At 69.9% G+C, this 18322-nt stretch carries 22 protein-coding genes; 5 read left to right on the top strand and 17 right to left on the bottom strand.

Annotated elements, in window-relative coordinates:
* Window positions 1-63 precede the first annotated feature (63 nt).
* The 5 genes from G9C85_RS10010 to G9C85_RS09990 form a co-directional block, all read right to left on the bottom strand.
* A complete protein-coding gene (locus tag G9C85_RS10010) occupies window positions 64-2331 on the bottom strand; it encodes a DUF3488 and transglutaminase-like domain-containing protein (RefSeq protein WP_166039519.1) in 2268 nt (755 codons plus the stop codon).
* Entirely contained in the window at window positions 2328-3350 is a 1023-nt protein-coding gene (locus G9C85_RS10005) for a DUF58 domain-containing protein (RefSeq protein WP_166039518.1), read from the bottom strand. Before G9C85_RS10005 ends, G9C85_RS10010 begins: the two co-directional genes overlap by 4 nt.
* Window position 3351: 1 nt before the next feature.
* Window positions 3352-4344 (bottom strand): MoxR family ATPase, encoded by a 993-nt coding sequence (locus G9C85_RS10000; protein WP_166039516.1) that lies wholly within the window; start codon window positions 4342-4344, stop codon window positions 3352-3354.
* Between the two features lie 238 nt (window positions 4345-4582).
* Entirely contained in the window at window positions 4583-4777 is a 195-nt protein-coding gene (locus G9C85_RS09995; protein ID WP_166039514.1) for a cold-shock protein, read from the bottom strand.
* A gap of 78 nt (window positions 4778-4855) precedes the next feature.
* Window positions 4856-5164 carry a hypothetical protein gene (locus tag G9C85_RS09990; RefSeq protein WP_166039512.1) on the bottom strand — a complete coding sequence of 103 codons (309 nt, stop codon included), beginning with the start codon at window positions 5162-5164 and terminating at the stop codon, window positions 4856-4858.
* A gap of 66 nt (window positions 5165-5230) precedes the next feature.
* Between G9C85_RS09990 and G9C85_RS09985 the strand changes: the two genes are divergently transcribed.
* Window positions 5231-5449: a hypothetical protein gene (locus G9C85_RS09985; RefSeq protein WP_166039510.1), complete on the top strand. Its 219-nt coding sequence runs from the start codon at window positions 5231-5233 to the stop codon at window positions 5447-5449.
* Between the two features lie 121 nt (window positions 5450-5570).
* On the opposite strand, the gene G9C85_RS09980 is transcribed toward G9C85_RS09985, so the two are convergent.
* The 3 genes from G9C85_RS09980 to G9C85_RS09970 all read right to left on the bottom strand — a co-directional run bounded on the left by G9C85_RS09980 (window position 5571) and on the right by G9C85_RS09970 (window position 7951).
* Entirely contained in the window at window positions 5571-6623 is a 1053-nt protein-coding gene (locus G9C85_RS09980) for a 5,10-methylenetetrahydromethanopterin reductase (RefSeq protein ID WP_166039508.1), read from the bottom strand.
* Complete coding sequence (locus G9C85_RS09975; RefSeq protein WP_166039506.1) at window positions 6613-7371, bottom strand: coenzyme F420-0:L-glutamate ligase; 759 nt, start codon at window positions 7369-7371, stop codon at window positions 6613-6615. Before G9C85_RS09975 ends, G9C85_RS09980 begins: the two co-directional genes overlap by 11 nt.
* Window positions 7372-7465: 94 nt before the next feature.
* Entirely contained in the window at window positions 7466-7951 is a 486-nt protein-coding gene (locus G9C85_RS09970; protein ID WP_166039504.1) for a YfcE family phosphodiesterase, read from the bottom strand.
* A gap of 55 nt (window positions 7952-8006) precedes the next feature.
* Here G9C85_RS09970 and G9C85_RS09965 point away from each other — a divergent pair, with 55 nt between their 5' ends.
* Window positions 8007-9266, top strand: a complete 1260-nt coding sequence (locus tag G9C85_RS09965; protein ID WP_205254343.1) for an NUDIX domain-containing protein — start codon at window positions 8007-8009, stop codon at window positions 9264-9266.
* A gap of 486 nt (window positions 9267-9752) precedes the next feature.
* Window positions 9753-10367, top strand: a complete 615-nt coding sequence (locus G9C85_RS09960) for a GNAT family N-acetyltransferase (protein ID WP_166039500.1) — start codon at window positions 9753-9755, stop codon at window positions 10365-10367.
* A 78-nt stretch (window positions 10368-10445) separates the two neighbouring features.
* On the opposite strand, the gene engB is transcribed toward G9C85_RS09960, so the two are convergent.
* Window positions 10446-11063, bottom strand: coding sequence for a GTP-binding protein EngB (gene engB, locus G9C85_RS09955; RefSeq protein ID WP_166039498.1), 618 nt, complete (start codon window positions 11061-11063; stop codon window positions 10446-10448).
* 376 nt (window positions 11064-11439) lie between these two features.
* Here engB and G9C85_RS09950 point away from each other — a divergent pair, with 376 nt between their 5' ends.
* On the top strand, window positions 11440-12804 hold the full coding sequence (locus G9C85_RS09950) for a TIGR00341 family protein (protein ID WP_166039496.1): 1365 nt from the start codon (window positions 11440-11442) through the stop codon (window positions 12802-12804).
* A gap of 46 nt (window positions 12805-12850) precedes the next feature.
* Here the strand turns inward: G9C85_RS09950 and G9C85_RS09945 are convergent, their stop codons facing one another.
* The 5 genes from G9C85_RS09945 to G9C85_RS09925 form a co-directional block, all read right to left on the bottom strand.
* Entirely contained in the window at window positions 12851-13816 is a 966-nt protein-coding gene (locus G9C85_RS09945; protein WP_166039494.1) for an NOG1 family protein, read from the bottom strand.
* A 128-nt stretch (window positions 13817-13944) separates the two neighbouring features.
* On the bottom strand, window positions 13945-14289 hold the full coding sequence (gene hisE, locus G9C85_RS09940; protein WP_166039492.1) for a phosphoribosyl-ATP diphosphatase: 345 nt from the start codon (window positions 14287-14289) through the stop codon (window positions 13945-13947).
* Complete coding sequence (locus G9C85_RS09935) at window positions 14286-14735, bottom strand: bifunctional nuclease family protein (RefSeq protein WP_166039490.1); 450 nt, start codon at window positions 14733-14735, stop codon at window positions 14286-14288. Before G9C85_RS09935 ends, hisE begins: the two co-directional genes overlap by 4 nt.
* Window positions 14736-14827: 92 nt before the next feature.
* The gene (pdxT, locus tag G9C85_RS09930) at window positions 14828-15427 is read right to left on the bottom strand and encodes a pyridoxal 5'-phosphate synthase glutaminase subunit PdxT (RefSeq protein WP_166039487.1); all 600 of its coding nucleotides are present in this window, start codon (window positions 15425-15427) and stop codon (window positions 14828-14830) included.
* 101 nt (window positions 15428-15528) lie between these two features.
* A complete protein-coding gene (locus tag G9C85_RS09925; protein ID WP_166039485.1) occupies window positions 15529-15690 on the bottom strand; it encodes a preprotein translocase subunit Sec61beta in 162 nt (53 codons plus the stop codon).
* A gap of 232 nt (window positions 15691-15922) precedes the next feature.
* On the opposite strand from G9C85_RS09925, the gene G9C85_RS09920 reads away from it, so the two are divergent.
* Window positions 15923-16192, top strand: coding sequence for a co-chaperone YbbN (locus tag G9C85_RS09920; protein ID WP_166039483.1), 270 nt, complete (start codon window positions 15923-15925; stop codon window positions 16190-16192).
* Between the two features lie 255 nt (window positions 16193-16447).
* On the opposite strand, the gene npdG is transcribed toward G9C85_RS09920, so the two are convergent.
* The 3 genes from npdG to G9C85_RS09905 all read right to left on the bottom strand — a co-directional run bounded on the left by npdG (window position 16448) and on the right by G9C85_RS09905 (window position 18237).
* Entirely contained in the window at window positions 16448-17116 is a 669-nt protein-coding gene (gene npdG / locus G9C85_RS09915) for an NADPH-dependent F420 reductase (protein WP_166039481.1), read from the bottom strand.
* 138 nt (window positions 17117-17254) lie between these two features.
* Window positions 17255-17722, bottom strand: coding sequence for a hypothetical protein (locus G9C85_RS09910; RefSeq protein ID WP_166039479.1), 468 nt, complete (start codon window positions 17720-17722; stop codon window positions 17255-17257).
* A 71-nt stretch (window positions 17723-17793) separates the two neighbouring features.
* Window positions 17794-18237 carry a hypothetical protein gene (locus G9C85_RS09905; protein ID WP_166039477.1) on the bottom strand — a complete coding sequence of 148 codons (444 nt, stop codon included), beginning with the start codon at window positions 18235-18237 and terminating at the stop codon, window positions 17794-17796.
* Window positions 18238-18322: the final 85 nt, after the last annotated feature.

Below are 18322 nucleotides of genomic sequence, written 5' to 3'. Positions count from 1 at the left end.
CGTCGGCGCGTTTACAGCGCGTTCCGGGTCGGTGCGACAGCGGCGAACTCGCGGCGTCAGGCCTCACCGGAGCCGTCGGAGCAGCGGCGTGTGCGCGCGGACCACGTCGTCGACGATCGCGATGGCCTCGTCGGCCTCCGCCGACGTCACGCCATCGCCGTAGACGGCGTGCTCGTAGAGCTCCCCGACGCGCGTCGCGTCCTCGTCGAGACCGGCGAGCGTCAACGCCTCGATGTACGCCGGCGGCGACTCGTCGACGCGCCGCGGCCGGTACTCGCGAGCGAGCAGTAACTCGAGGCGAGAGACGGCGCGCTCGACGTCCGTCGTCGGATCGACGCGACCGCCGTGCCAGTGGATCTTCGCCGTCCGCAGCGCGCGATCGGTTGCGCCGCTCCGGTGCGCGCCCGCGGCGAGTCCGACGAGCGCGACGAGCGCCACCACGATCGTCTCGCGCGGGATCGGCCCGGAACCACCACCGTCGCCATCGCCGTCGCCGTCACCGCCGCTCCCGTTCGTCACCGTCGGTTGCGTCTGCAGCGTGACGTTCCCACCACCGGGGCTGGTCGTCGGCGCGATGTCCGGGTTCCGGAACGTCTGATTCGACCCGTTCGGCGCGACCGTCTCGTTCGGCGTCGGCGTCGTCTCCGGCGTCGTCGTCAACGGCGCGTCCTCGCTCTCGTCGACGTCGACGTTCTCCGCGCCGCTCGCGCGCGCGTCCTGAACGCTCGCGACCTCCGCGGACTGGCGCGGGTCGGCGGGCGTCGGATCGAACTTCACCCACCCGACGTCCTCGAAGTACACCTCGACCCACGCGTGCGAATCGGACCCACGGACGACCCACTCGTTGTCCTCGACCTGCTGACCTGCCGTGTACCCGACCGCGAAGCGCGCGGGAATGTCCTGACTGCGGAGCATCATCACCATCGTCGTCGCGTAGTACGTACAGTACCCCGCGTCCATCTCGAGCAGGAACTTCTCCGCGACGTTCCCGCTCGGGCGGTCGACGTCGAGGGAGTAGTCCTTGTTCGACTCCAGCCAGTCCTCGATGGCGACCGCCGTCTCGTACGGCGACTCCGCGTCCGAGACGATGCGCTCGGTCTCCGTCGTGAACTCGTCGGACAGCCCCTGTGCTTCCGTGTACCGGGCCTCGACCCGCGACGGATAGTTCGCGTCCGATTCCCGGAGCGTCTCTTCGTCCGCCGTCGGCACCGCGCTCACGACGCTGTACCGGTCGCCCTCGCGGAACCGAACGGACGACTTCAGGCCGCCGTTCATCGTCACTTGCGTGTACTCGCGGACGTCACCGCGGACCTCGACTGGCTGGTTCGCGGCGGGCATCACCTTCGCGGGCGAGAGCACTTCGAACGTCTGACTCACTCGCGCCGTCTCGCCGGGTGGTTCGTCCAGGAGTGACGGCGAGTAGTCGCGGTTCTCGCCGCTCCGCAACCACGTCTGGCCCGTGAACCGGTCGTAGGACGCGACGCGCCAGTACTGGCCCTGGTCGGCCTCGACGCGGAACCGGACCTCCGGCGACAGCTCGATCGAGCCGACGATCGGCGCCCGCCCGGTCTCCGCGGTCAGGCTCCCCTCGACGGTCGCCGCACCCTCCCCGCCGGCGCGCGGCAGGAGGAGCGGACTCCCCGGCAACACCGGGACCGAGGAGACGACGAGCATCGCCGCGAACAGCACGATGAGGACGTCGACCTGCTTGAGCGTCCCGCCGCGGCGTTCGAGTTCGCCGAACCCGATCGCGGCGATCCCGCTGACCGCTCCGAACAGGAGCGGGACGCGACCGAGCAGGACCGGCGCGTCGCCCGTCATGATGAGGATCGCGAGCGCGAGCCCGCCGACGCCGACCGCGGCGACGTACCGCCGCCGGAGCGCGAGGTACGTCGTCACGAACACGGGTGCCGGCGCGAACCCGAGTATCCACACGGTCGGCTCCACGAGCTTCAGCACGCGCCAGCCCGTCAGGAGCGCGTACGAGTCCACGAGGATGCGTCCGCCGCGCGTCGTCAGCGATGCGACACCCAACGGGGTCGCGAGCAGGTACGCGAGCCCGCCCGCGAGTACGATCGCGACGGTGAGGAGCGCGGCGACGCGCTCCCCGATCGTCCGCGAGAGCGCGTACCCCGCGGCGACGGACCCGACGACGAGGATCGCGAGTTCGGGCGTCCCGCCGACGGACGGCACGGACGTCAGCTCGAACAGGACCGCGAGGTACGTCGCCGTCAGTCCGGCGACGCCAGCGAGCGCGAGCACGCGAAAGCGACTCGACTGGCTCTCCGCGTCCGACGCGAACCGCCCGCCGAGCCGGTCGACGGTACTCACGCGCGCACCTCCTCGTGGACGGCGGCTTCCTCGCCGACCGGTGCGTCCTCGACGAACGACGAGAACGGCACCTCGCGCTCGGGCATCTCCACGCGCACGCCCGTCGACTCGCTCCCCGTCACGACGACGTTCGCGCGCGACCGATGCTCGTCGGGCACCTGCCCGGGGCCGACCGTCGCCAACAGCGAGAGGATCGCCTCGCGCTGGTCCGCGCCCGCGTCCGTCTCCAGTTCGCCGTTCGGCGCGGACAATCCGACTCGGATGCCGGAGTCGAGCAGGTAGAGCGCGATGCTCGCCGTCGCCTCCGCCACGTGGTCGTCCCACCCCATCGCGCTCTCGCACGCGATCGTGACGTCGCCGACGTCCTCCTCGCTCACGAACTCCTTCACGACGAGGTCGTCCGCGGCGCGCTTCGCGCTCGACTTCCAGTGGACGTCCCGGAGCGAGTCCCCGCGGTCGTACTCGCGGAGCCGATCGAACTCCTCGCGGTTGTGCTCGAACCCGCCCTCCGGCAGGAGGTTCAGTTCGTGCCGCGTCGACCCCGTGAGCGCGTAGACGCGCGGGAACACGAGCACGCTGTCGAGCGCGCCGTACGTCTGCTCGGCCTCCGCGAGACCGAGCACGTCGACGATGCGGACCGAGAGCGGCCCGAGTTCGTGTCGACCGCGCGCGGTGTAGGTCACGTGGTACGTCAGGTCCGTCGCCCCGAGCGTCGCCTCGAACCGCCCGCCGTGGAGCCGCAGGCCGTCGTCCGCATGGTCCTCGACGGTCGCCGCGACCGGCGACGACACGTCGAACGACAGCGTCACCTGCTTCGTCTCGTCGATGAACCCGGGTTCTGGGACCTGCCGCGTGACCGCCGGCCGCCCCGCTCGCCGGACCTGGACGGCCGCGCCGACGACCGCGACCAGGACCGGGAGGACGATGACACCAAGCTCTCGCGCGCCGAAGAGGACCGAGGCGACGACGCCGAGCGCGACCACGCCGACTGCCCCCTTGCCGCGTCGCGTCAGGCGCATCTCACTCGACCGGAACGGTCTCGATTGCGTCCGCGACCACCTGCTCGCCCTGGTCCCGTGGACCACTGGCCGACAGGCGGATGCGGTGACTGAGCACGCTCGGCGCCTCCGCTTGGACGTCCTCCGGCGTCACGTACCCGCGACCGCGCAGGACCGCACGCGCCTGCGACGCCCGCAAGAGCGCGATCGTCCCGCGCGGCGACACGCCGAGTTTCGCGTTCTCGCGCGTGTACGCCGCGATGCGCGTCCCGTACTCGCGGACGGCGTCCTTCACCGTTACGTTCGCGACGGTCTCGCGCGCCCGTCGAATCGTCGCGGTGTCCGTCACGGACGTCAGCGTCTCGATCGGGTGATGGCCGACCGCTCGCGCCACCACCTCCGACTCCTCGGCCTGGTCGGGGTACCCGAGGTGGAGCTTCTTCATAAACCGGTCGACCTCCGCGAGCGGCAGCTCGTACGTCCGATTCGGCTCGACGGAGTTCTGCGTCGCGATCACCGTGAACGGCTGCGGGAGCTCGCGCGTCGTCCCGTCGACCGTCACCTGCTCCTCCTCCATCGCCTCCAGGAGCGCGCTCTGGGTCTTCGGCGGCGCGCGGTTGATCTCGTCGCCGAGCACGACGTTCGCGAACACCGGCCCCTTCTGGAAGTCGAACTCGCGCGTCTTCTGGTTGAAGACGTTCACGCCCGTGATGTCCGACGGCAAGAGGTCGGGCGTGAACTGCACGCGCTTGAACGAGCACTCGATCGACGCCGCGAGCGCCCGAGCGAGCATCGTCTTCCCCACGCCCGGGACGTCCTCGAGGAGCACGTGCCCGCGCCCGAGCACGGCGGTGACGACGTGCTCGATCTCGTCGTGGTGGCCGACGATGACGTCCTCGACGTTCGAGATGACGTTCCGACTGACTTGCGCGGCCTCCTCGATCGGGAGCGATTCCGGGTCGGTTTCTGGGCGACTCGACTGCGGCGTCGCGTCTGGAGTGTTTGCGTCCGTCATGTGTTGTCGTCCGGCAGCCCCAGCGACGCGGCTGGCGGCCGGGCTGGAGGGCTATCGTTTGCCTTCGTCGTGCGTCCCGCCCGTGCATGGGCGTTGGGTTTGCGTATGACTACCGCAGACCGAACCCGCTTGCCCCCTGTTCGAGCGTGACACACCACGGAATGGCAGAGTGTAGCGGTCGCTCCCATGTAACGTTGCCGGGGACACAAAGATTCGTTTGTGCGAACGTGTCCCGCGGTCAGAGACGCGTGAGGTTCTCCGCGCGCGGGCCCTTGTCGGCCTGCACGATGTCGAACTCTACCTCCTGTCCTTCCTCGAGGTCGGGACCGCCGATGTCCTCCATGTGGAAGAAGACGTCCTCGTCCGCGTCCTCGCTCTCGATGAATCCGTAACCGCCCGTGTCGTTGAAGAAGTCGACCGTACCTGTTGGCATGCAGTACCACAGAGGACGTTCGCGGATATAAACTTTGGCGTGACCGTCGAACGCCCGGTAGCGGCCCTCAGCGGCCAGTCACCAGGACTTGCACGCCGCACAGACCGCGTCGTCCCCGTCGAACCAGAGTCGCTCCACGTCGGCGTCGCACGCCGAACACGAACCCCCATCCGGAGCGACCCGCGACGTCGACGCCGCCGGCGTCACCGACGACGGCGAGACCACCCCAGTCGCGGCCGCGTCCCCGGAACCGTCCGGCTCCCCCCGTGCATCTAGCTCCTCGTCGTCGACGGCTGGCTCGCCGTCCGCGTCGCCCGACCGGTCGTCGGTGACCGACTCGTCGTCGTCGCCAGGCACGAAGTCGTCGATTGACGCGTCATCTCCCATACGCGCCCCGACGACGGGACGGAACTTGAGCGCAACGGACAAGTACCAGCGGCCGAACGTTCGACCATGGCAAGCGAGACGTTCTGGCTCCTGTCCGAACTGCAGACCGCAGCGGACTCCTTCGCGACCGCTGCCAGCGTCGACCCGATCTCCGCCGTGCTCGTCGTCCTCGGCGGCCTCATCACCGCCGGTGCGTCACTCGCCTTCGGCGGACTCGTCGCCGGCGCCGTCCTCGACGCCGTCGCCGACGCCTTCTCCCGCTCCCCACCCGGACCGACTGAGTGACGACAACGGGCGCCCTACGGCAGCGTACCGACCACGAAACACCAACCTCGACGCGCCGCTCGATTCTCACGGGGCTCGACCCTCGCGATAGCCCCCGGCTCGCGATTCATGGCCGGGTCGCTCAGTCGCGTCGCGCCCGCGCGACCGCGTCCGCCGTCAACTCGATCGCGTCCTCGACGTCCGGCCCGAGCGGCGCCGCCGCGACCACGCCGTCCGCGTACTCGAGGACGTCCACGAGCCGGTCCGCGACCGACACCGGCGTCCCCGCGATACAGAACGCGTCCAGCATCCCGTCCGTTACCAGCCCCGCCGCTTCGCGGAACTCGCCCGCCGACACCGCCTCACCGACCGCCGTCGCCCGCTCCCGGTCGAGGTCGTGCCGGTCCAGAACTGGCCCCGGCGCACCGCCGGCGATGAACGCCACCGGGATGCGGGCCGCGTCCCGCGCCATCCGCTCGTCCTCGGCGACGCTCACGCTCGCGTACGCCAGGAACGTCGACTCCCCGAACTCGTCGGGGCGCTCGCTGCGGCCCTCCGCGACGCGCTCGGCCGCCCATTCGAAGTCCCGCGGATGCGACCCGTTGTAGAGCACGCCGTCCGCGTGCTTCGCCGCCATTCGCGTCATGTGCGGGCCCTGCGCGCCGACGTACACCGGAATCTCGCCCGGCGGCTCGAAGTTCAATCCCGCGTCCCGCGCGACGAACGTCCCGTCGTGGTCGACGCGCTCGCCCGCCCACAGCTCGCGCGCGACCCTGAACGACTCCAGGACGCGCCGGAGCGGCCGGTCCTGTGCCACGCCGAGGTTCGCGAGCGTCGACGCGTCGCCCGCTCCGAGTCCGTAGGTCGCCCGACCGCCGCTGGCCTCCGCGAGCGACGCGACCCGCGACGCCTGCGTCACCGGATGCGTCTCGTAGGGGTTCACGACGCCCGGCCCGAGCCGTATCGACGACGTCACCGCCGCCATCCGCGATAGCGCCACGAACGGATCGCGGTTGTTGTAGTGACTCGACGCGAACACCGCGTCGAACCCCGCGTCCTCCGCCGCCGCCCCGAACCGCGCCAGGTCGTCGATCGGATGCTCGGGCGTGATCTCCACGCCGAAACGCACCGGCGGCTCCCCGGCGTCCGCACCGTCGACGCCCGCACCGCCGACGACCCCCTCGTCACTCGTCATACGACCACTCCCGGAGCGCCTGCCGGACGAAGTCGCCGTCGACCGACCGATGGAGGTTCTCGCTCCCATCGAGGTCCCCGAACTCCCAGTCGCGCACGACCGTCACCGGCGTCCCCGCGTCCGCCTCGCCGGACACGAGGTTCGCGGCCGCCGCGAGCTCGTCCACGACGCACTGCACCGTCACCTGCAGCTCGTGCCCGTCCCGGTCGGTCTCGCCGCGATAGTCCCGGCTCGCAGGCATCCCAGCGTACCCGATCGCGACCCCCGTCTGGCCGTGCCGGAACGGCCGCCCGCTCGTGTCCGTCACCACCACCGGATTCTCGTGCTCGAGGCCCGACCGGACGCGGGCCGCACTCTCGTTCGGTCGCTTCGGGAGCAAGAGCAGATCCCCAGACGGAACGTTCGACCGGTCGATGCCAGCGTTCACGCCAACGTGCCCGAACCGCGTCTCCGTCAGGAGGAACGGCGCCTCCATCAGCAACTCGGTCGACTCCTCGAGCACCGCCTGCGCGAACCGCGGGTCCTTCGACTCGCCCGCGATATCCTCCAGCCGGCCGGCGATCTCCCGCGCACGTGGACCCGCCGGATACGCCTCGAGGTCCGCGACGCGACCTTCGGCCTTCGACACGACCGTCGACGCCACCACCACCACGTCCGCGGGCTCGAGTTCGAACCGGTCCTCCACCACGGCCGCGAGATCGTCGCCCTCGCGGACCTCCGGGACGTCCGGGACCGACAGCAGTTGCATGCCCGGTCCTCCGGGAGCCGACGTGAAAGGCGAACCGATACCGGACGCTATCGGCGCCGCCCACGCCGGGACCGGCCCGCTGGTCGCCACCGCGTCACTCCGCCCTGAGCGTCACGTCCAGGTCGCCGTCCACGACCTCGACCTCGTAGAGCGTCGTGCGCGTCGCCGGCGCCGCCCCGGTCGCACTCCCCGGGTTCAGGAGCCGGATGCCGTCGACGACCTCGTCCACGACCTCGTGCGTGTGCCCGGCGACTACCACGTCCGCGTCCTCCTCCCGGCCGACGTCGAGTACGCGCTCGCGGTACGACTCCACCGGCCCGGTGCCGTGCGTCACGACGAACCGGACGCCCTCGCGCTCGAACGGTTCCACGACCGAGACGTCGAGATTCCGCGGATCCATGTTCCCCGCGACCGCCGTCAGCGACGGCGCGGCATCCGTCACGGTCTCGTACGCCTCCTGCGAGTCGAAGTCGCCGGTGTGGACGACGTGGTCCGCCTCCCGGACCGCGTCCAGCACCCACTCGGGGATCTCGCTCGCACGAGACGGTACGTGCGTGTCGCCGAAGATGACGAGTCGCATACCAGTAGTACGGCGAGTCGCAACAAAGTTCCCGGGGGCGTTCCAAGCGCGACGCATGGACGAGGAGACCCACGTCGTCACGGCGTTCTGTCGACACGACGGCCTGCTCCTGTTGTGTCGTCGGAGCGAGCACGTCGGGACGTACGTCGGTCGCTGGGGCGGCGTCTCGGGATTCGCCGAGGACGACCCCGACGAGCAGGTCCGCATCGAGATCCGCGAAGAGACCGGGCTCGAGGGGGACGCGATCGAGCTGGTGCGCGCCGGGGCGACCGTCGACGTCGTCGACGAGGACGCCGACCGGCACTGGGTCGTACACCCGTACCTGTTCGACGTCGATGACTGCGACGTCACCCCGAGCGAGGAACACGAGACCACGGAGTGGGTGCACGCGACGGAGATCCTCCGGCGGGACTGCGTGCCGGGGCTGTGGACGGCGTACGAGCGCGTCGCGCCGTCCGTGCGGTCGGTCACCGCGGACGGCGAGCACGGCGCGGCGTCCCTGTCGGTGCGGGCGCTCGAGGTGCTGCGTGATCGGGCAGCCGTGCTCCGCGACGAAGACGCATCGCCGGCCGCGGCGTGGGACGAGGTCGCGGACCTCGCCCGGCGGCTCCGGACCGCTCGCCCGAGCATGGCGGTCCTCGAGAACCGCGTGAACCGCGCGATGGCGACCGCCGAACGGGACGCGGCGAGCCTGGAGTCCGCGGCGATGGACGGCATCGATCGCGCGGTCCGCGTCGACGTGGACGCGGCCGAACGGACGGCGGCGCTCGTCGGCGACCGCACCGTCCTGACGCTGTCCCGGTCGGGAACGGTCTTGCGCGCGCTCCGGGCAGCGGATCCGTCGACGGTGTTCGTCGCGGAGTCACGCCCCGAGCGCGAGGGCGTCGGCGTCGCCGAGGCGCTGCTCGAGGAGGGGCCGGTGACGCTCCTGACGGACGCCGCCGTCGGGCACGTGCTCGCGACCGAGGACGTGGACTGCGTGCTCGTCGGCGCTGACGCGGTGCTCCCGGACGGCCACGTGATGAACAAGACCGGGACGCGGCTCGCTGCGCTCGCGGCCGCTCACGAGGGCGTGCCGGTATTCGTCGCGTGCGCGACGGACAAGGTCCGGGCGGACGACGTGGTGAACCTCGAGTCCGGGCGGCGGTCGGCTGTCTACGACGGCGACGCGGCGCTCTCGGTGACGAACCCGACGTTCGACGTGACGCCGCCGCACCTCGTCGACGCGATCGTCACGGAGCGCGGCGACGTCGACCCGGCCGCGATCGGCGACGTCGCGGCGGAGCTCGCGGACCTCGCCGACTGGGACGACTGACTGCCGGCGCTCGAAGAACCCGCCGAGTGGGACGAATAGGGGGGCTTGCAACGACGACGCGTCGGCACCGGACGCTGACGGCTGTCGGTCGGGGGCGTCCGCTCTGCGGGGGCGCGCGACGGGACGTCGTCGAATTCGCGAGGCCGTCGCGCGGCGACGGTCACGTCACGCCGACGGTCGCCGCGGCTTCGCACTTGAACCCACGGTCGGTGGGACGGTGGCCGAGTCGAAACGGGCAAAAGCGGGCCGCGTCTACGTTCTCGTGGCGGCAGTGACGACGCGTTACCCCCACCGAGCCCCTTCTGACGAGGGACTTCCCTCCGAGCCGCCTTCCAGCGTTCGCGAGTGACTTCTCGTGGCGTCGCCACTCGACGGTCGCGAGCGACGACCACGTCGCAGCCGGGCGATTCGACGACGCTTCGTGGTTCGACAGGTGCGACCTGCAGGACCGCCGCTGGTTCTTGTAGGGGGGTCGTCCGTGTGGGTATGAACGTGCGACGCATGACCGACCTCGACCGCGGGGCGGTCGCGAACCTGCATCGGCGCTCGGCGCGCGAACTCGGCACAGCCGCGTACGACGACCGGACGGCGAAGGCGTGGGCTGGCGACCGCTGTCGGTGCGACTACGACCTGAACGATCCGGACGCGACGTTCGTCGTCGCCGTCACGGCGCCCGACGAGACGCGTGCGCCGCGCGTCGAGCGCTCCCCGGGCGGTGGCGAGGGCGACGTCGCCGGGTTCGGGCACCTGCAGGTCGACGATGGCGAGGTGCAGGCGGTGTACGTCAGTCCGACGTACGCCGGCGAGGGCGTCGGCACGCAGCTGCTCGAGCACCTGGAGGCGCGAGCGCGCGAGCACGGGCTCGACGCGCTGTCGCTCGCGTCGTCGCTGAACGCCGTCGGGTTCTACGAATACCACGACTACGCGGTCACGGACGTCGCGTCGTTCGAGACGAAGGGGAACGGCGTGACCGCCACGGTCGACGTCCGCGTGATGGAGAAGTCGCTCCGCTCGGACGAGGACGACGCCAGCGGGACCGACGAGAGCGACGGGAGCGACGAAACCACCAGTTCGAGCACGTCCCGAGTGAGTCACTCGTAGCGCTCGCCGAACACCCACCGGTCGTTCGACGACCGCCCGTTCTTTTCGTGCACGCGAGCCGCCAGCGATTCCGGGCCGTCAGAAGAACTTGAAGAGGTCGTCGCGCTTCGCGTCGTGGAGGTGCGTGCGGACCGCGTCGTTCAGCGATTGGATGCGGCCCTGTTTGGCCGTCACGGGCGCGATGATGTTCTGGTACTGCTGCCAGGGCGGGAACAGGCCGAGGCGGTCACAGAGGTCGTTCAGTCGCTCGTCCTCGTCGTCGACCTTGTCCATCTTGTTCACCGCGACGACCGTCGGCACCCCGAGGTCCTCGAGGACGTAGAACATCTCGACGACGTAGGGGATCTCGTCCTCGCCGCTGTGCCGGTCGATGATGTCGATCATGCTCTTCCCGTCCACGACCAGGATTGCGACGAGGAAGTTGTCCGCGTACGTCTCGAGGTACGCGACGATGTCGTCCTTGATCTGCTCGCGGTGCTCGTCGGCGACCCCGGACATGAACCCGAACCCGGGGAGGTCCGTGAGCACGAAGTCGTCGCCCGCCCAGTCGTAGTGATTCGGTTCGCGCGTGACACCGGGCTTCTGGCCGGTATCGAACGAGTGCCCCGTTATCTCGCGCATCAGCGTGGACTTCCCGACGTTCGACCGGCCGACGAGCACCACCTCGTCGCTCCGGTCGGGACGCGTCTCGAACATACCACTCGTACCCGACCGACGGGGAAAAGCCTGCCTCGTTGCCCGCGAGGTCCCGCTCGCACGAGAGTTCAAGTAGGGGACCGCGGCAAGCCCCGGGGCGTGCGGAGAGTCGCCCCCGGTGACCCGAGACGGGAGCGTGGCGCAGCACCGGGCGGGCGTCGAGCGCCACCTGCTCGCCACCACTAGGACGTGAGAGAACGGACCGTCTCCGCGTCTGCCCGCCACCGTGCCGTCCGTTCGCCCAGCGACTGTGCTGTCCGTTCCCCCAGCCACCGTGCCATCCGTTCGCCCAGCGACTGTGCTGTCCGTTCCCCCAGCGACTGCGCCGCGTCGTCGACCCCCGACATATTTCTCCGGTCGTGCCGTCGCGTGAACCGTGCGACTCGTTCAGGTAATGGTGCCGGCGGGGAAACGCCAGACGATCCTCGACGTCCTCGACGACGAAGGGATCGACTACGCCGTCACCGACGAGACCAGCGGCCGCGAGTACACGGCGATCGTCTCGTTCCCGCTCCCCACGGAAGCCGTCGAACCGGTACTGCAGAGCCTCCGCGACGCGGGAATCGAACGCAAGTCGTTCACGATCGTCCTGAACGCCGAGACCGTCGTCTCCCAGAAGTTCGAGAAGCTCAAAGAACAGTACGCAGAGGACGAGGAGAGCACCGGCGACCGGATCGCCCGGGAGGAACTCACCGCGCGCGCCCGGGACCTCGCGCCCGCGTTCTCGACGTACGTCCTGATGACGATCGTGAGCGTCGTCATCGCGACCGCCGGCATCCTCATGGACTCCCCGGAGGTCGTCGTCGGGTCGATGGTCATCGCGCCACTCATCGGGCCGGCGATGACGACCGCCGCCGGAACCGTCGTCGACGACGAGCCGATGTTCCGTCGCGGACTCAAACTCCAGATACTCGGGTTCGCGATCGCGATCGCGGCGGCCGCGGGGTTCGCGTGGCTCGTGAAGAGCGTGAACTTCGTCCCGCCCGGACTCGACCCGACGACCATCGACCAGGTGTCGTCCCGGCTCTCCCCGGACTTCCTGTCGCTCGCGGTCGCGCTCGGCGCCGGCATCGCCGGCGCGGTCTCGCTCCGGTCGGGCGTCTCCGCGTCGCTCGTCGGCGTCATGATCGCGGTTGCGCTCGTCCCGCCGACGGCCGTCATCGGGATCGGTATCGCGTGGGGGCTCCCCGTGGTCGTCCTCGGTGCGAGCATCCTCGTCACCGTGAACGTCCTCTCGATCAACCTCGCCGCGATGTCGACGCTGTGGTACTCTGGGTACCGACCGGACAACTGGCTCCGTCGAGACGAAGCACGCTCCGCGACGCTCTCCCGCATCGGCGTGCTCTTCGCCGCCATCGTCCTCATCTCGGTGTTCCTCGGCGGGACGACGTACGTCTCGTACACCACCTCCCTCACCGAGTCGACCGTCTGCGAGGACATCAACGGCGTCCTCGACGACGAGGCGTACGAGGAGATCCGTCTCGTCAGCGTCCAGTCCGTCGAAAGCGGCCGTAGCCTCGCTGTCTTCCGGAATCCAGCGCCGGAACACCTCGTGGTGTCGGTCGCAGTCGACCCCGGAGAGACGTACCCGACACTCGCGAGCGACATCTACGAGGAACTCTCCAGCGACATGGCGAGCACGACCATCGAGGTACGGTTCGTCGAGACCGAGTACGCACCCCTCGGTGTCACCACCCCGCCGAATCCCGGCTCGACCGGGACGCTCGGCTGTACGGGCTGACTGGCTCTCTCCGCTCGGACGCTCGACGAGACGGACCGACCGCCTGTCAGGCGTCGTCGTAGGGGAGTTCGGGCTCGTAGTCGATGACGTCGACAGCCATGTCGCGGACGGCGTCGACGCCCTCGTCCTCCGTGATGCTCATGTACGCGTCCGCATCGACGTCCGTCGACCGGTCGCTCTTGTTGCAGACGACGAGGACGGGGACGTCGTCGAAGCGCGACTCGACCTCCGCGAGCAACTCCAGTTGCGAGTCGAGGGGGTACCCGCAGTCCGCGCTCGCGTCCAGCATGAAGATCACGCAGTCCGCGAGGTGCGTGAGCGCGGACACCGCTTGCGCTTCGATGTCGTTCCGTTCTGCCTCCGGTCGGTCCAGGAGTCCGGGCGTGTCGACGATCTGGTATCGGAGGTGCCCGCGCTTGAAGTGCCCGACGCCGATGCCCTTCGTCGTGAACGGATAGCTCGCGGTCTCGCCGCGTGCGGCCGTGACGGCGTTCACGAACGAGGACTTCCCGACGTTCGGGTAGCCGGCGACGACGATCGCCGGCTCGTCGGGGTCGATGTCCGGGAGGTTCTTCAGGTCGTCGCGGGCTTCGCCGATCCGCAACAGGTCGTCTTCGATCTCCTCGACGACGTCCGCCATCCGCGCGAACGCCTGTTTGCGGTGCTTGCGGGCGGTGTCCGCGTCCGTCTTCCGGAGCTTCGGCTGGTACTCGCTCTGGATCTCCGCGGTCTTCCGGCTCGCCCACGTCACCTCGTTCAGGCTCTGTCGGACCGCGTCCACGTCGACGATGGCGTCCGCGAGCTCGTAGTAGAACGGGTCGACGGTGGAGAAGTCCGGCCACGCCGTGACGACGTTCTCGAGGTTGTCCGACAGGATGTTCGACGCGGTCGTCAGCATCGACTGCTGGGCCTCCAGCCCGGACTTCGCGCGTCCGGAGCGCGCCGCCCGCGAGAACGCCTTGTCGATGAGTTCCTCCGACCGAGGTGTCGTGGGGAGGTTCTCGAAAATCATGCCGGAACGTACACGGCTGCGACGTAAAAGCGCGTCTATCGGGGCCTGCGCGTGCGACGCCGGCCCACGACGCGCCCGCGGTCGACTCTCCGCAGCGACCTCCGCAGCCGTCACTGCAGCGACGCTGGCTATCGGCGCGACGCGAGTTCTTCGCGGAGCGCGGACAGCGGCACGTCCTTCATCGCGAGCAAGACGAGGAGGTGGTAGACGATGTCCGCGCTCTCGTGCGCGATCTCGTCGTGGTCGTCGTCCTTCGCCGCGAGGACGAGCTCGGTCGTCTCCTCGCCGAGCTTCTCCAGCACGGCGTTCTCGCCCTTCTCGTGCGTGAACAGCGACGCCGTGTACGAGTCCTCGGGGAGTTCGCGCTTGCGGTCCTCGACGACCGCGAACAGCTCCTCCAGGATCTCGTCCGCGGACGCGTCGCTCCGCTCCGCTACGCCGTCGACGTCCACGTCACCATCTGCGTCGGTCATGAGTAGTCGGTCACCTCGCGGACGTCGTCGAACTCGTCGAACTCGGCGGGGTCCGCCCGTCCGCTCTCGAACACCGATTCGGAGACCTCGATCGGGGCGTTCGTGCGGGCGGCGAGCGCCAGGCAGTCGCTCGGTCGGGCGTCGACGACCTGCTCGCCGCGAGGCGTCTCGAGGTGGAGGTCCGCGATGTACGTCCGGTCCTCGACGCGACTCACGACGACCCGCTCGACGCGTCCGCCGAGTTCCTCCATGACGTCCAGGAGGAGGTCGTGCGTGAGCGGCCGGCCGACGTCCTGCGCGTCCAGTCCGCGAGCGATGGCGAGCGCCTCCTCGCCACCGACGAAGATCGGGACGACCTCGGCCTCGTCGTCGACGGCCAGCAGGACGACGGGGGCGGGACCGTCGTGCGTCGCAGCCACGCGGACCGAGTCGATCGTCGCATGCATACGTCCGTCGACGCCCGCCAGCGGGAAAAACACACCTACTCCGCGGGACTCCCGTCGCCTGCCCTACGACCCCTGGCGCGTTCGACCGTCACTCAGGCGTCGACGGCGACCGCGTCGAAGAACGCGAGGTCGTGGAGCCGCGAGTCCGTCGTCAGTTCGGGGTGGAAGCTCGTCCCGACGACCGCGCCGTCCTTGACCGCGACGGGGTTATCGTCCCACGAGGCGAGCACGTCGACGCCATCGCCGACCGCGTCGATGACGGGCGCGCGGATGAACACCGCGGGGAACGGCTCGTCGAGCCCGGCGACGTCGAGCGGGGCCTCGAAGCTGTCCTTCTGGCGGCCGAACGCGTTCCGGTCGACGGAGACGTCGAGGACGTCGAGTTCGCGGACGCGGTCGTCCTTCGCGTCGCGGGCGGCGACGATGAGGCCGGCACACGTCGCGAGCAGCGGCTTTCCGGCGTCGACGTGCGCGATGATTTCTTCGGCAATCCCCTCGTCGTGGAGGAGCCGCGAGATCGCGGTCGATTCGCCGCCCGGGAGCAGGAGAACGTCGCAGTCGGGGACGGACCCGGACTGGCGGATCTCGTGGACCTCGACGGTCTCGCCGTGGGCAGCGCCGGCGCGACGGATCGCGTCCGCGTGCTCGGAGACGTCGCCCTGGACCGCGACGACGCCCGCTACGAGAGTCATACCGACGGGTAGGCGTTCGGTGACCAAAAGCGAACGGAACTGTCCCTGACGGTCGCGGGCTGCGGTCCAGCGAACGGGTCGCGGCGACGCCGTGGGCCGCTCTAGAACGAGGCGGCGAGGACGAACACCAGCGCGCCGAAGACGATGCCGATGGCGACGACGGTGCGCGGGTCGATGCGGATTGCGTTGCTGTCCTCGGCGTCGAAGTACCGGACGAGGCCCGCACTGGACATCAGGCCGCCGGAGTTTTCACCACTGCTCATGCGCGACACTCTGCGCCGCCGGTCACTAAACCTTTCGACCTCCGCGCTCGCTCCGGCGAACGCCCGACCTCGCTCCGGCGAACGCCCGACTTCGCGGCGGGCGCGCGTAGTCGGCGCGAATCGGAGATGGCGCTACCCTTCGCCGACGGCGGTCGCGGGGGGCGGCTGAGCGGCATCGATGCCCGTCAACCAAACCCTTAACCCGACCGATGGGCAACTTCAGGTAGACAGCATGACGGTTACGCTCAAGGACTTCTACGCGGACTGGTGTGGCCCCTGCAAGACCCAGGACCCGATCCTCGACGAGCTCGAGGAGGACTGGGAGGGCCGGTTCCAGGTGGAGAAGGTGAACGTCGACGAGGAGCAGGACGTCGCCAACGAGTACCAGGTTCGGTCGCTGCCGACGCTCGTCGTCGAGAACGACGACGGCATCGTCGAGCGCTTCGTCGGCGTCACCCAGCGCGAGGACCTGGAGGACGCGCTCGAACAGGCCGGCGCCTGACGGAGTCGAGCCTTCTCGAATCGCTCTCGCTCGACCGACGAGCGACTGCTTCGCGAGAACGCATCCGTCTCGTACGCGAGAACTCTCGTTTTCGAACTGACTGCTACTGGAAGCGCACGCCCACGTCGTGCGAACCGACTGCTACTGGAAGCGTACGCCCACGTCGTGCGAACCGACTGCTACTGGAAGCGCACGCCCACGTCGTGCGAACCGACTGCTACTGGAAGCGCACGCCCACGTCGTGCGAACCGACTGCTACTGGAAGCGCACGCCCACGTCGTGCATGCCGTCGTTGTGGCGGGCGATGTTGATGACGAGTGGCGTGATGGATTCGACTTCGCTGGCGTTCGCGATGGGGCCGGCGTCGAGCGGGCGGAGGCCTTCGATGGCGTCGGCGAGTCGCTCGACGGTATCCTTTGCGTCGGGGTCGTCGCCGACGAGGAGGGTGTCGAGGTCGAGTTCGACGTCGAGGTTCGCGAGGCGGTCGGCGCTGAGGTTGTGGAACGCGCCGATGACGCTGACGTCGTCGGGGGCGGCGCGCGCGGCGAGCGCGGTGACGCTCCCGGCGCTCGGCGGGTGATAGTGCATGCCGTCCTCGTCGCCCTTCATGCCGACGGCGGGCGAGACGAGGACGGTGTCGTCGTCGAGGCGGTCGGCGACGGCGTCGACGGTGTCACCGACGTGGTACGGTGGGACGGCGAGGACGACGACGTCCGCGCGGTCCGCGGCCATCGCGTTCTCGAAGCCATTCACGGTGCAGTCCCGGCCGCGCGACGAGAGTTCCGTCTCGTACTCCTCGGCCTTCGTCCGCGCCTTCTCCGGGTCCCGGGAGCCAATGAGGACCTCGTGGTCGGTGTCGTACGCCCAGCGGAGCGCGAGTCCCTGCCCGATGTCGCCGGTACCGCCGAGTAGTGCGATTCGCATGCTCTCACGTGAGGCAGGAGGCCGATTAAGCGTTTGGAACACGCCGGTCTCTATACGCCCGTCAGCGAGCGGGGGCGAGTCGTCGCGATACCGGGGGGCGAGTCGTCGCGATACCGGGGCGAGGCCGACCCCTGCAGTTTAGCGGTCGTCCGACGCCGAGGACCGAGCGGGCGTCCGCCAGGCGTAGGCGTCGCGGTCGTACCACTCGAAGGCGTCCGCGACGCGCTCGCCGACGTAGACGGTCCCGTAGTACGCGACGGCGAGTGCGAGCGCGACCCAGACGACGGTCAACGCGGGCGCGAGTTCGACGAGCGCGTTCGCGGTCGCGAGCGCGAGTGCGGCGACGCCGAGTTCGACGGTCCAGCGCCGGCCCTCGACGGGGACGAGGATGCGTGCGTAGCCGTCTGCGGGGACGAGCAGGACGGTTGCGAGGACGCCGACGGTCGCGCCCGCGAGGAGCGCGTCGGCGTCGGTCGGCGCGACGAGGTCGGTGGCGAATATTACGGCCCCGAACGTCCCGAGTGCGCTGGTCGCGAGGAACGTGAGGGCCGCTCCGAGGACGCGGTCGACGAGCGGGACCGGGGCGTCGTCGGACGCGAAGGACACACGGACGAGTCCACGAGGACGCGTCATCAATCTTCCCGTCGGGACCGTTCTCCTCGGGGAATGCGCTACCGTCAGCGCTCGTTCTCGCGGTAGTAGTCGTCGCGGTCGTACCAGCCGCGGGCGTCGGCGACGGCGTCGCCGATTCGGCGCGTGCCGAGGAGCGACAGGGCGACGATACCGACGACGAGGACGTCCGAGACGACGTCGGCGACGTCGGCGAGCGCGAACGCGCCGGCGACGACGGCGAGCGCGAACGCGAGCTCGACGGTCCAGCGACGGCCCTCGACGGGGATCAGGATGCGGTCGTAGCCGCCGGCGTACACGAGCGCGCCGGCCGCAGCCGTTCCGGCGAGGACGGCGGTGGCGAGCGGGACGACGAGCGCGCTCTCGGTGGGGTTCGGAGCGAGGAGGAGCGCGAGCACGAACCCGACGACGGCACCGCCCGCGAACGTGACGAGCGCGCCGAGCGCGCGGTCGACGGCCGAGACCGGGGCGACCGAAGAGGCGGACTGCATGCGCGACGCTGCCGGCGGAACCGGCGTAAATCTTGTCGTCCTACCGTCACGCTCCGGGCCGGACGGTCACGTCGAGACGCGGACG

Origin of the sequence: Halorubellus sp. JP-L1 (assembly GCF_011440375.1) — an archaeon.
GTDB lineage: Archaea > Halobacteriota > Halobacteria > Halobacteriales > Natrialbaceae > Halorubellus.
Note: the sequence above shows the minus strand (reverse complement) of the source record. Positions and strands in the feature narration are given on the sequence as shown.